Consider the following 12638-nt stretch of genomic DNA (forward strand, 5'->3'; position numbering starts at 1 on the left):
AAGGCGATGGACCGGACTGGTAAGAAAAAGGGAAGATGAAAAGCCGGGACACTGTCACATGGTTTCTTTCGGGGACAGAGGCCGGGCAGGGCGGATCGTGCCCGTCGCGGGCCGGGGGCGTGCCATCATGGAAGACACATCCCCCGCTATTATGCCGCATTCATGGAAGAAGGGAAATCAGAAAGGAAGGTCATCCTTGCTGATGGGCGCCTCTGGTGAGGTTTTGCTGCGGCTGCCGGTTTTTGTGGTTCCGCTTTTTGTCGTTTTGGCTCTGCTGGTTGCCTTCCCTGTCGCTGCCTTTTTGGTGGCCGTTTTTCTGGTCGTGCTCTTCGCCGTAGTGGTTTTTCTGGTCGTGGTCTTTTTGGCGGCCGTTTTTTTCGTGGTTGTCTTGCGGCCACCTTTCAGCGGTTTGCCTTTTTCATCCAGCAGGGTGAGGGCCTCTTCCAGCGTGACGTCATCCATCGAGTCCCCCTTGGGGAGAGTGGCAATGGTCTGGCCATGCTGCACATAGGGACCAAAACGTCCCTTGCGGACCATGACGACCTCACCATCCTTGGGGTGCGTACCCAACGTGCGGATGGAGGCCAGCTTTTTGGCCAGAGCATCAACGGCCCGGTTCAGGCCGATGGTCAGCACGTCATCATCCTTGCTGAGCGTGCCGTAGATGCTGCCCATCTTGACGAACGGTCCGAAACGGCCAAGACCGGCCGTGATCATCTCGCCCGTTTCCGGGTGGGGGCCAACCTCACGGGGGAGGGAGAGAAGGCCGATGGCTTCCTCAAGGGTGAGCGTTTCGCCGTTACGGTCCTTGGGGATGGTGGCCCGTTTTGGTTTGGCCTTCCTGTCTTCAGGGTCCGGCTCGCCACGCTGGACATACAGCCCGTAAGGCCCACGACGGAGGGTGATGTCCTCGCCCGTGGCAGGGTCATGGCCAAGCAGGCGCATACCGTCCGGTAGGGCAGTCTCCTCGCCATTATCAACCGCCAGGGGGCGGGTGACACGGCATTCCGGATAGTTGGAGCATCCCAGGAAGGCTCCATGCCGCCCCAGCTTGAGGCCCAGCCGTCCATCAGTGCAGGACGGGCAGCTGCGTGGATCACTGCCATCCGGTCGGGGTGGGAAGAAATGGTTGCCGAGGTCCTGGTCCAGCGCATCAATGACATCAGAGATTTTCAGGTCTTTTGTCTTGGCAACCGTGGCCGAGAAGTCGTTCCAGAAGGCGGACATGACATCATGCCAGTCAGCCCGGCCATCCGAGATGTCATCCAGCTGCGTCTCCAGCGAGGCCGTGAAGCCCGTATCTACATAACGCTGGAAGAAAGAGGTGAGAAAAGCCGTGACCAGCCGCCCCCTGTCTTCCGGCACGAAGCGTCGGGCATCAAGGCGCACATAATTGCGGTCCCGCAGGACGCTGAGGATGGAGGCATAGGTGGAAGGCCGCCCGATGCCGATTTCTTCCATCTTCTTGACCAGTGATGCTTCGGAATAGCGGGGAGGTGGCTGGGTGAAGTGCTGTTCGGCTGTCACGTCCTTCGTGCCCAGCTGGTCGCCTTCCTTCATGGCGGGGAGAAGGCGGTTCTGGTCATCATCCCCGCCTTTTTCCTTGTCATCATGGCCTTCGATATAGAGCTTCAGAAAGCCGTCAAAGGCGATGATGGAGCCGGTGGCCCGCAGCAGGGTCTGCTCCTGTTCATCACCGATGGTGACGGCTGTCTGGTCCAGCTCGGCAGACTGCATCTGTGAAGCAACGGAGCGCTTCCAGATCAGCTCATAAAGGCGTTTCTGGTCCGCCGTGAGCACGGAGGCGACAGAAGAAGGTGTACGGGACACATCGGTAGGGCGGATGGCCTCGTGGGCTTCCTGTGCGTTTTTTGCCTTCGTGGTGTAGGAGCGTGGCTTGCCCGGGCAGTAATCTTTGCCAAAGGATGAGCTGATATGGGAGCGGATGGCCTGCACGGCCTCCGAGGCCATGGTGACGCCATCGGTACGCATGTAGGTGATCAGGCCGAACGTCTCGCCATTCAGGTCCACACCCTCATAAAGCTGCTGGGCGGTGCGCATGGTGGTCTGTGCACTCATGCCCAGCTTGCGGGAGGCTTCCTGCTGGAGGGTGGAGGTGGTGAAAGGCGGTGCCGGATTGCGGCGTGTCCGCTTCCGCTCGATCTTCCGTACGCTGAGGGCGGAGGAGCGGACCAGATCACGGGCCCTGTGGGCCATGTCCTCATTGGTCAGGGCGAACTGGTCGAGTTTTCTGCCTTCAAGATGGGTCAGTTTTGCGGTGAAGTCCGCCTTGGCGGGAGTTGTGAAGAGACCTTCCACACTCCAGTATTCCCGGGGTTTGAAGACCTCGATTTCCGCTTCCCGTTCGCAGATCAGCCGCAGGGCGACAGACTGCACACGCCCTGCACTGCGGCTGCCCGGCAGTTTGCGCCAGAGAACGGGAGACAGGGTGAAGCCGACCAGATAGTCCAGCGCACGGCGGGCCAGATAGGCATCAATCAGGGGGCGGTCCAGCGTACGGGGGGCCTTCATGGCCGCAGCGATGGCGTTTTTGGTGATCTCGTTGAAGGTGACCCGCTCGACCTCAATATCCTTGAGGAGCTTTTTTTCCTCAAGGGCACTGCGGACATGCCACGAGATGGCCTCACCTTCCCTGTCCGGGTCGGTGGCGAGAATCAGTTTGCTGGCCCCTTTGAGAGCCTTGGCAATGGTGGCAATCTGTTTCGAGCCACGATCATCGGTCTGCCACGACATGGCGAAATTCTCGTCAGGGCGCACGCTTCCATCCTTGGGAGGAAGGTCCCGCACATGGCCGAAGGAGGCGATGACGGTATAATCGCTGCCGAGATAACGGTTGATGGTCTTTGCCTTGGCAGGGCTTTCTACAACCACAACATTCTTCACTGCCATGAGTCTTTCCCGGTCTCTGGTGTCCTGGTGGTAAGGCTGTCTGGCCGATGCCCGCTAGCTGGGAAGTGTGATCTGCCCATCGTCGTGGCGTTGGACAGCTCCGTTCATTTCCAGCTCGATGAGTATTGCCGCAACTGCTGAGATGGACAACTGACAGCGTGATGCAATCTCGTCAACAGTGGAGGGGGTATGCGCCAGCAGGGAGAGAATATTTTTTTCGTCAGATTCCGGTAATGATTGACTGGCCGCAGGGGCTTTCCGGGGGGCAGCTGGCGGGGCGGTCGGCACTTTTTCAGTGAGTGTGAAAAGGGATGGCTGGCGTGAGGGAGGCCTGCTCCATGGGGCCAGTCCGGGGTCTGGTGAGGGCGTGTCTGCCAGGGCGGACAGGATGTCCTGAACCTGCTCGACCAGTATGGCCTGATTCTGTTTCAGCAGGTCATTCCCGCCGCTGGAACGTGGATCGCCGGGAAAGCCAGGCACGGCAAAGAGCAGACGCTGGAAGGTTGCAGCGAGTCGGGCCGTGATGAGTGTGCCGGAGCGTCTGGCTGCCTCAACCAGCAGGCAGCCACGGGCCAGACCGGCAATGAGAAGGTTGCGCCGTGGAAAATGGCGGGCATTGGCCGGCATGCCGGGAGGATATTCCGTAATCAGGCAGCCCTGCTGGGCTATGGCGGCCTGCAAGCCTGCATGTTCGGGAGGGTAGGTAATGTCCAGCCCGCCGGGCAGGGCGGCAATAGTCCGGCCAGAGGGCAGGGCTCCCCGGTGGGCCGCTCCATCAACTCCACGGGCCAGACCGGAAACGACAGTCAGGCCGGCTTCTGCCAGACCGGCGGCGAATTCCTCTGTCAGTTTCAGGGCCGGATTGGAGGCCTTGCGGGCCCCGACAATGGCCAGGGAGGGTGTGGAGAGCAGGTCTGTATTGCCTTGGGTGAATAGAAGTACGGGAGCATTCGGCAGTCCGGCCAGCAGGCGGGGATAGGCAGGGTCGGAGCGTAGCAGATGGTGGCCTCCCCGTTTTCCCAGCCAGGCAATTTCGTCTTCCATGCGGGATGCGGAGGGAATGGCTGGCGCCGGACGGCCGGAAAGGCGGGCACGGGCAGGCAGCGCTGCAATGGCCTGCTCTGCCGTGCCGTAAAGGCCCATCAACCGGCTGAATGTGGCGTTGCCAATGCCCTTTGTGCGGGCCAGCCGCAATCGAGCCAGACGTTCCGTTGCTGTCAGGTTGGCTTCTGATAATGCAGCTGGCTCATTTCTGTCCGACACGGGGTTCCGTTCCGCTACAGAGGCGGGCAATGTTGCCGTAATGGCGCAGGAGGATCAGCAGGGTGATGCATGCTGCTGCAATGGGACGGGCCGACATGATGGGTGCCAGAGAGAAGGCCACCATCAGGAACGGTGCTGCCAGAAAAGCCAGAAGCGCCCCCACGGAAGAAATCCTGCTCAGACGGACACCAGCCAGCCAGAGCAGGGTGCAGAGCAGCCCGACCGGCCAGCACATGCCCCAGAAAACACCGATGCCTGTAGCAACGCCCTTGCCGCCACGAAACCTGAGCCATATGGGGAAGCAGTGCCCCACGACAGCGGCACACCCTGCTACGGAGAGGCACAGGGCCGTGTCGTGAGGGGAGAGGGCCTCCGCCAGCAGGACGGCCAGAAGCCCCTTGAAGGCATCCAGAAGCAGGGTTGCCGCAGCGAGGCCTTTGCGGCCTGTCCGCAGCACGTTGGTGGCCCCGATGTTGCCGGAACCGATGCGCCGGATGTCACCCTGCCCACTGAGTGCGGTAAGCAGGAGGCCGAAAGGGATGCTCCCCAGAAGATAGGCCCCCAGAGCGATGACAGGCAGGCTGGGGGGCATGAGGGACCAGGTCAGGATGCCGCTCATGCAGGGAGACCTTTGGCAGTGAAGACTTCGCGACCCTGACGGAAGGTCCGCAGGACACGTCCTTTGAGGTTTCGGCCATCAAAGGGGGTATTCTGTGCCCGGCCGGGCAGGCTGCCCGCGGTGACGGTCCATTCTTCTTCCGGGTCAAACAGGCAGAGGTCTGCCGGGGCACCGACGGCCAGCGTCCCGGCTTCCAGCCCCAGAAGACGGGCCGGAGCCACGGTGAGCAGGCGCAGGGCCTCCAGCAGCGGCAGGCCAGCCTGAAGCGTGACACCCAGCAGGGTGACGAGGCCGGTCCCGCCAGCCCGGGCCTGGGCAAAGGGAAGACGCTTGTCATCCGCATCGGCCGGGCTGTGATCGGAGGCGATGGCATCAATGGTGCCGTCTGCCAGACCCGCCAGAACGGCCTGCCGGTCAGCCTCCAGCCGCAGCGGCGGGGAGAGCTTGGCGTAGGTGCGGAAATCCCCGATATCCGCCTCCGTCATGGCGAAATAGGGCGGTGCCGTGTCGCAGGTGACCCGGATGCCCCGCTTTTTGGCATCAGCAATCAGGCCGAGGGCTTCCCCGGTGGAAACATGCCCGAAATGGATGCGTGCGCCCGTCAGTTCGGCAAGGCGAAGGTCACGGGCGATCATCATGGCCTCGGCGCAGGCGGGAATCTGTGGCAGGCCCATTTTCACGGCCTGCGGGCTGGCAGTGGCGCAGCCCCCTTTGGCCAGGGATGGATCTTCCGGGTGGAGGACAATGACGGTATCCAGAAAGCCGGAATAGGCCAGCAGGTTGCGCATCTGCTTGGTGTCGGCAATGGCCCGGGCACCGTCGGTGAAGCCGATGGCCCCGGCTTTTTTCAGCAGGCCGATTTCGGCCATGTCCGTTCCGGCGCAGCCTTTTGTCAGGGCTCCATAGGGATAGATGGAGACAAGACCAGTCTCTTCCCCACGGCGGCGGATGTAATGGACGAGTGCCGGGTTGTCGATGGCAGGCTCGGTATCGGGAAGCAGGGCCAGGGAGGTGATGCCTCCTGCCACGGCAGCCTGAATACCGGAATCAATGCTCTCCCGGTATTCAGCTCCGGGTTCGCCAAAGCTGGCCCGCATGTCCACGAGGCCGGGGCAGAGGACGGCCCCTTTGCCATCCACGATGCGGGCAGCCTTGGGAGCATCTTTTGGGTCGAGGGCGGCAATGCGCCCTTTCTCGACCAGAAGGCTCCCTTTGCCATCCCGCCCGGAGGCAGGGTCAATCAGCCGGACATTTTCAAAAAGGATGCTGCTCATGCGGGATTCTTCATGCGGGAAAGACGGTCGAGGACAGCCATGCGGACGGCCACGCCCATCTCGACCTGTTCAGAAATGACGCTCTGTGGCGAATCGGCGACATCGGAGGCAATTTCAACACCCCGGTTCATCGGGCCGGGATGCATCACCAGGGCTCCTGGCTTGGCCAGAGCGAGGCGGCGGCGGTCCAGCCCGAAGAGGGAGAAATATTCCCGTGCGCTGGGGACAAGGCCGCTGCCCATGCGCTCCCGCTGGACACGGAGACACATGGCCACGTCCGCATCCTTCAGGGCCTCATCAATGTCATGATGCAGGGTGACGCCTTCCAGCGTGCCGAGGGCACCGGGCAGCAGGGTGGGGGGACCTGCCAGATGGATGTCGTTGCCCATGGCCCGCAGGAGGTGAATGTCCGACCGGGCCACACGGCTGTGGGCGATGTCGCCGCATATGGCGATTTTCAGCCCGCTGAGGCGGCTGAAATGCCGCCGGATGGTCAGGCCGTCCAGCAGGGCCTGCGTGGGGTGCTCGTGCATCCCGTCCCCGGCATTGACGACACTGGCCTCGACCTTCTGCGAGAGCAGGGCCGGGGCACCGCTCTGGGCATGGCGGACCACCAGCAGGTCGCAGTGCATGGCGTTGAGGGTGGAGGCCGTGTCCAGCAGGGTTTCGCCCTTGTTGACCGAGCTTGTGGCGACGGTCATGTTCACCACATCGGCACCCAGCCGCTTGGCGGCCAGCTCGAAGCTGGTGCGCGTGCGCGTGCTGTCCTCAAAGAAGAGATTGATGACGGTACGGCCCTGTAGCACGTCCCGTGGTGCATTGCGGGAACGGCTGAGCAGGGCATAGCTCTCGGCGAGGTCCAGAAAAGGCGTGATGTCCTTTTCTGTCATGCCTTCAATGCCGAGAAGATGGGGCGTGTGGTGTGTGGGGTTCATGCGGACAGGACACTCCGGATGCGGGCGAGAACCTCATCCCGGCCCAATGCGGCGAGCGTGAGGTCGATTCCGGGCGATGTCGTGGTACCTGTCATGGCAGCACGGAGCGGCTGGGCGACGGCACCCAGTTTCAGCTCATGCTCGGCAGCGAATGCCCGCAGCGTGCTGTCGATCCCTTCTGCCGTGAAAGGTTCCAGCCCGGCGAGTTTTTCCTCCAGCCCGGCGAGAACCTTCCGGCCTTCCTCGCCCAGATGCTTTTCCGCCTTGGGGGTGATGGTCAGCGGCAGGCGCAGCCCGGCGAAGGCGGCGTTCTCGGCCAGCTCCACGACCGTCTTTGCCCGTTCCTTCAGCCCCGGCATGAGGGCAAGCACACGGGCACGGACCGTCTCGTCATGGTCAAGGTCATCACGTCGCTCCAGGCGCTGCATGACAAGGGCCGTCAGCCGCTCGTCATCGGCACGGCGCATCCAGATGCCGTTGAGGTGGCTGAGCTTGACGTAATCCATCCGGGAGGGAGAGCGGCCGATGCCGTCCATGTCGAAAAGCCTGATCTGTTCCTCACGGTCCAGCACCTCGGCATCGCCATGTCCCCAGCCGAGGCGCAGCAGATAGTTGCAGAGGGCCTCCGGCAGGATGCCTTCCTCACGGAAGTCCACGACGGACTGGGCACCATGACGTTTGGAGAGCTTGGCTCCATCCGGCCCGTGGATGAGGGGCAGATGGGCGAACTCCGGAAGGTCCCAGCCCATGGCCCGATAGATCATGGCCTGACGGAAGGTGTTTGTCAGGTGGTCGTCACCCCGCATGACGTGCGTGATGCCCATGTCGTGGTCATCCACCACCACGGCGAGCAGATAGGTCGGTGTCCCGTCGGAGCGGAGCAGGATGAGGTCATCCATTTCCGCATTGGCGACACGGACCTCGCCCTGCACATGGTCCCTGATGATGGTCTCACCCTCTTTCGGGGCCTTGAGGCGGATGGCATAAGGCACGCCTTCCGGGGCTTCGGACGGGTCACGGTCACGCCATGTGCCATCATAGCGGGGCGGGCGTTTCTCGGCCCGGGCCTTCTCCCGCATGGCGGCCAGCTCTTCGGGCGTGCAGTAGCAGCGGTAGGCCATGCCCTTTTCCATGAGCTGGGCCACGACCTCGGCATGACGGTCCTGCCGGCTGGCCTGGAAGACAGGCTCTCCATCCCAGTCCAGTCCCATCCATTTCAGGCCATCAAAAATGACGTCCACGGCGTGCTGGGTGGAGCGTTCCCGGTCTGTATCCTCGATGCGCAGGACAAATTCTCCACCGTGATGACGGGCGAAGAGATAGTTGAACAGGGCAGCACGGGCGTTGCCGATATGGAGCAGGCCGGTGGGCGAGGGGGCAAAACGGGTACGGATCTTCATGAGCAGGCCTTATAACATGCCGGGATGGGTCGGGCCATCCACTTCAATGTGTCATCATGGGCTTTATCACAGGCAGCGGCACTTGTGGAATGGACGGGCCAGGGGTGGATGCAGGAGGCGGCAGAGCGGAGAATGATGGGGCAGGCTGTACTCAGGATGGTAGCGTCGGGGCTGGCCCGGCAGGGCAGTCGCCTGACCTGCTGGCTGCCTGTCGGTGTAGCCTTGGGCATTGTGGGGTATTTTGCCCTGCCGGCAGAACCTGCGTGGAGCACAGGCCTGATGATGGGTGGTTTGGCGGGCATGGGGCTGGTGTTGCTGGCCTGCTGCCGCTGGATGGTGGCCGGGACGGAACAGGCGGCACACTGGCAGGTGTTGGGGCATTGTCTGGGAAGTGGCCTCCTGGTGATTGGCCTGGGGTTTCTGCTGGCCTGGGGGCAGGCTGTCCGGCAGTCCCCCATGCCGCTCCTGCCCATGGAATCGGTCTGGCTGGAAGGACGGCTGGCGGCTCTGGAACCTGTTCCAGGCCGACATGAAGGGCAGAAGCCCAGCTGGCATGTGGTGGTGGAGGGGGCCGTGTTCGACTCTCCATGGTGGAATGGCATGGCGCCCCTGCAACGGCGGGTGACTGTCACCTTTCTGCCCAGAGAAGGGCAGGAAGATGGCCTGATGGCGTTGGTGACAGGCCAGCCTGTGCGGATACGGGCGCTTCTGCGCTCTCCGCCCCCACCGCTCTGGCCGGGAGGGCATGATGGGCAGCGTGCGGCCTGGTTTGCTGGACGTGCCGGAGCGGGACTGGCCCTTTCACCGCCCTTGCCGCTGAGAGCTGCACCGGCAGGTGGTGTTGTGGGCCGTCTGGATGACAGGCTGGTCCATCTGCGGCAGACAATGGCCTGGATGATCGGAGCGGCCCTGCCGGGGCAGGTGGGAGCGGTGGCATCCGCCGTGCTGTGTGGCGAAACGGGCCGTCTTTCTGCCGAGACGAGGCAGAGCTATGCGGCTGCCGGGCTGGCGCATCTTCTGGCCGTGGCGGGCCTGCATCTGGGGCTGGTGATGGGGCTGGTGTTTGCCACGGTCAGACGTTGCCTCAGCCTGTCGCAGCGCCTGTCGGCCTACTGGCCCTGTCGTGAGGTTGCCATGCTGGTCTCTTTTGGGGCCGGGGTGGTTTATGTGGTGCTGACAGGGTTGCATGTGCCGGGGCTGAGAGCGCTGGGCATGGCGGGGTTGGCCGTGTTGGCCCTGCTGCTGGGGCGGCGGGCCGTTTCCATGCGGGGGCTGGCTCTGGTCTGCCTGATGCTGGAGGTGATGTCTCCTGTTCTGGTGCTGGATGTTTCCTTCCAGATGTCTTTCGCAGCTGTGATGGCTCTGATTGCGGGTCACGAATCATGGAGGAACTGGCTGTTCCGGTTGGGAGGGCATCATGGGCAGCAGGCCCCGGCTCTCTGGCGGCGGGGGGCAGCTCTGCTGGTGGCCCTTGTTCTGACCTCCCTGCTGGCCGGACTGGCGACCCTGCCGCTCAGCATGGCGTATTTCGGCGCCTTCCAGCCATGGTTTGTCATGGCCAATCTTCTGGCAGTCCCCTTGATGGGTGTCTGGGTGATGCCTGCCGGGATTGTGGCCCTGCTGCTGATGCCATTTGGCCTTTCTTCGGGGCCACTGCACGTGATGGGGTGGGGCATAAAGGGTATCGGCTGGCTGGCAGGGTGTGTGGCGGCGGCTCCGCTTGCATCATTGCCGGTGCCGTCTTTTCCGGCCTGGGGGGTGGGGCTGTATCTGCTGGGGCTGACCGTGATGTGTCTGTGGCGGGGATGGGGCCGGTTTGCTGGCGTGGGTGTGATGGCTGTGGCGCTTTCAGCACCCTGGCTGGTGGACCGGCCCGTGATGCTGCTGGTGGAGCAGGGTGCCGTTTTGGCTGTCCGGCAGGAAGGGGCCATGAGGGTGATGGAGGGGCGCCCTGGTAGCGGGCTGGTCCGACAGGAGATGCAGCGTGCCTTGGGCTGGAATGTCAGAGGGCTGGGGCAGCCGGACTGTGCGGCAGGTCTCTGTCATCTACGCCTTGGGAATGATCGGCTGGTTTTGTGGCGTGGGGTTGCCGGGCCGGAGCGTGGTGGAGAGGCATCATGCCGGGATGTTGTGTTGGAGATACGTATGGGCGGACAGCATCCTCTCTGTCCGTCTGTCCGGCAGCTTGGCCCGGCTGATCTGCGGCGGGAAGGAAGCTGGGCCGTTTATGGGACGGGGGCGGGTGGTATCAGGCTCGTGTCGGACAGAATGGTGCAGGGGGATCGCCTCTGGACCGGCGAAGGAGCGTTCCAGAATGTCGTGCCCCTGCCACCAGCTCCGGCTGAGTGAAAGGGAATCAGGACCCGCACAATGTACGGATCAGTGGCGGGGCAATGCGGCTGAGGCGCTGCTCCAGGGCAGCGGAGAGGCGCCGGTAATGGCTGGCACCAGGCAATGCCGGGTCTTCCCACGGTTTGGTCCCCTCGGGGAACTGGATGATGCAGCGTTTCAGCCGTTCGCTTTCCCGGCGTTTCTTCCATGGTTCCGGGAGATGCAGGCAGAGATTTTCCGTCAGCTTGCCGGTCAGGAAGTTCCAGCGTTCGGGCAGGAGATGGACATGGTCGTGGAAGACCTGATTGAGGATGTCTGTCCCCGGGCAGAGATAGGGGCGTGTGGCAAGGGTGAAGCAGCGGTTTATCTGCGACGGTGAGATGAGCCGGGGGCGGAGCAGCATCATGCTGCTGTTGAAGTAGTCTTCCGGCCGGGCAAGGGAGAGATGCTGGCGGGTATAGTCGGGCAGGGAGACATCGGGCAGCCCGGCAGCGGGAGCATCGCCCAGCAGGGTATGGATGGGCACTTCATGCTGGCGGAGAATCTGGGCGACAGGGTCGGCCACGGCACCGATGGCGGCCTGCCGGGGAAAACGGTTCAGCAGGGGGGGCAATGGTCCGGTAACGAGCAGGGCACTGTCCAGCCAGAGCACATGGACATCATCCCGGAACAGCACCGGGAGATAGCAGCGATAGAAACATTCATTGCGCCATCGTTGATGGGTGTGCAGGCGCAGGGCTGCGGCTTTCTGTCCGACATCGTGAAAGGTCAGCAGGCTGTATTCTGTTCGGAACAGGTCACTGATGATGAGCTGGAGGGCTGGCGCCACATTGGTGTGGAGGATGTGGAAATCGAGCTTCGTGCGGGGATTGTGATCCACGACGGACTGGATGGCACAGAGCGTGGCCCAGAGGTCTTTGCCATTCGTGCCAAAAACGATGGCCGTCTCTTCCAGTCGAGGCGATGGCATGGTCTATCTCATGGTTTGATCGTAAAATTAGACACAAAAGGTCTTTTATAGACTTTTACGATAAAATAAAGGACTTGATATGAAGGCTTTTTTGGGAGGAGAAGCTTGTGGCCTGCTCAGCGCTTGGGGGGTATTTTGTTCTTTTCCCTGTAGAGACACCATTCAGTGACGGGGCAGCGCCAGCATTCTGGTGTGCGGGCCTTACAGACATAGCGGCCATGCAGGATGAGCCAGTGATGGGCAGGGCGGAGCATCTCTTTGGGGATGCGGCGGACCAGCTCATCCTCCACGGCACGGACGGTCTTGCCCGGTGCGAGGCCAGTACGGTTGCCGAGGCGGAAAATATGGGTATCGACAGCCATGGTTGGCTGGTCGAAGGCGATGTTGAGGACGACATTGGCTGTTTTCCGACCCACGCCGGGCAGGGCTTCCAGCTCTTCCCGGCTTCCGGGGACCTGCCCGTCATGTTTTTCCAGCAGCTGCTGGCAGAGCAGGGCCACGTTATGGGCTTTTGAGCGCCAGAGGCCTATGGTGCGGATATGTCTGGCGATGCCTTCCTCACCCAGTGCGGCCATGCTGGCAGGGTCGGGGGCTTCTTCGTACAGGGCACGGGTGGCCTTGTTGACGGAAACATCCGTCGCCTGTGCTGAAAGCACGACACTGACGAGCAGCTCGAACGTGTTGTGATAGATCAGCTCGCTGCGGGCGTCCGGGTGTGCTTTTTCCAGCGCGGCCAGAAAGGCGCGGACGGCCTTCAGGCTCATGCGGGGCTGGGAGCTGGTCGAGCGTGTGCGGGGCGTGCTGGTAGAAGCCATGAGGGTATGGTGGGTCCGGCCATTATGGGAAAAACTCTGTCCGTTCCTAAGGGGAGTCGGGTTTTTCTTCAAGCGGAGGGGCCGGGTGTGGTCTGACAGGTTTTGAAGGAGGAAAAGGCAG

The 12638-nt window shown here is 62.5% G+C and carries 9 protein-coding genes; 1 reads left to right on the forward strand and 8 read right to left on the reverse strand.

The window, feature by feature from the left end:
* Window positions 1–177: 177 nt before the first annotated feature.
* Genes topA through gltX form a run of 6 tightly spaced genes read right to left on the reverse strand, consistent with a single transcriptional unit; the run spans window position 178 to window position 8401 of the window.
* On the reverse strand, window positions 178–2904 hold the full coding sequence (gene topA, locus CPA54_RS00470) for a type I DNA topoisomerase (RefSeq protein WP_043561693.1): 2727 nt from the start codon (window positions 2902–2904) through the stop codon (window positions 178–180).
* A gap of 60 nt (window positions 2905–2964) precedes the next feature.
* Window positions 2965–4173, reverse strand: coding sequence for a DNA-processing protein DprA (gene dprA, locus CPA54_RS00475; protein WP_249085355.1), 1209 nt, complete (start codon window positions 4171–4173; stop codon window positions 2965–2967).
* On the reverse strand, window positions 4157–4792 hold the full coding sequence (plsY, locus tag CPA54_RS00480; protein ID WP_043561018.1) for a glycerol-3-phosphate 1-O-acyltransferase PlsY: 636 nt from the start codon (window positions 4790–4792) through the stop codon (window positions 4157–4159). The genes dprA and plsY overlap by 17 nt, the downstream gene beginning before the upstream one ends.
* Window positions 4789–6066 carry a dihydroorotase family protein gene (locus tag CPA54_RS00485; protein ID WP_103765816.1) on the reverse strand — a complete coding sequence of 426 codons (1278 nt, stop codon included), beginning with the start codon at window positions 6064–6066 and terminating at the stop codon, window positions 4789–4791. Before CPA54_RS00485 ends, plsY begins: the two co-directional genes overlap by 4 nt.
* Window positions 6063–7001 (reverse strand): aspartate carbamoyltransferase catalytic subunit, encoded by a 939-nt coding sequence (locus CPA54_RS00490; RefSeq protein ID WP_249085356.1) that lies wholly within the window; start codon window positions 6999–7001, stop codon window positions 6063–6065. Before CPA54_RS00490 ends, CPA54_RS00485 begins: the two co-directional genes overlap by 4 nt.
* A complete protein-coding gene (gltX, locus tag CPA54_RS00495) occupies window positions 6998–8401 on the reverse strand; it encodes a glutamate--tRNA ligase (RefSeq protein WP_154980969.1) in 1404 nt (467 codons plus the stop codon). The genes CPA54_RS00490 and gltX overlap by 4 nt, the downstream gene beginning before the upstream one ends.
* Window positions 8402–8533: 132 nt before the next feature.
* Between gltX and CPA54_RS00500 the strand changes: the two genes are divergently transcribed.
* Window positions 8534–10750, forward strand: coding sequence for a ComEC/Rec2 family competence protein (locus CPA54_RS00500; protein ID WP_249085357.1), 2217 nt, complete (start codon window positions 8534–8536; stop codon window positions 10748–10750).
* 7 nt (window positions 10751–10757) lie between these two features.
* Here the strand turns inward: CPA54_RS00500 and CPA54_RS00505 are convergent, their stop codons facing one another.
* On the reverse strand, window positions 10758–11702 hold the full coding sequence (locus CPA54_RS00505; RefSeq protein ID WP_043561007.1) for a glycosyltransferase: 945 nt from the start codon (window positions 11700–11702) through the stop codon (window positions 10758–10760).
* A 116-nt stretch (window positions 11703–11818) separates the two neighbouring features.
* A complete protein-coding gene (nth, locus tag CPA54_RS00510; protein ID WP_373364563.1) occupies window positions 11819–12517 on the reverse strand; it encodes an endonuclease III in 699 nt (232 codons plus the stop codon).
* Window positions 12518–12638 lie beyond the last annotated feature (121 nt).

The sequence above is a fragment of the Parasaccharibacter sp. TMW2.1890 genome (assembly GCF_023337645.1).
Taxonomy (GTDB): Bacteria; Pseudomonadota; Alphaproteobacteria; order Acetobacterales; family Acetobacteraceae; genus Bombella; species Bombella apis.

What these genes read in the sequence shown, in the direction of transcription:
- gltX (WP_154980969.1), bottom strand. Translation starts at nt 8,401, where the DNA reads ATGAAGATCCGTACCCGTTTTGCCCCCTCGCCCACCGGCCTGCTCCAT.
- plsY (WP_043561018.1), bottom strand. Translation starts at nt 4,792, where the DNA reads ATGAGCGGCATCCTGACCTGGTCCCTCATGCCCCCCAGCCTGCCTGTC.
- CPA54_RS00505 (WP_043561007.1), bottom strand. Translation starts at nt 11,702, where the DNA reads ATGCCATCGCCTCGACTGGAAGAGACGGCCATCGTTTTTGGCACGAAT.
- CPA54_RS00485 (WP_103765816.1), bottom strand. Translation starts at nt 6,066, where the DNA reads ATGAGCAGCATCCTTTTTGAAAATGTCCGGCTGATTGACCCTGCCTCC.
- CPA54_RS00490 (WP_249085356.1), bottom strand. Translation starts at nt 7,001, where the DNA reads ATGAACCCCACACACCACACGCCCCATCTTCTCGGCATTGAAGGCATG.
- nth (WP_373364563.1), bottom strand. Translation starts at nt 12,517, where the DNA reads ATGGCTTCTACCAGCACGCCCCGCACACGCTCGACCAGCTCCCAGCCC.
- CPA54_RS00500 (WP_249085357.1), top strand. Translation starts at nt 8,534, where the DNA reads ATGATGGGGCAGGCTGTACTCAGGATGGTAGCGTCGGGGCTGGCCCGG.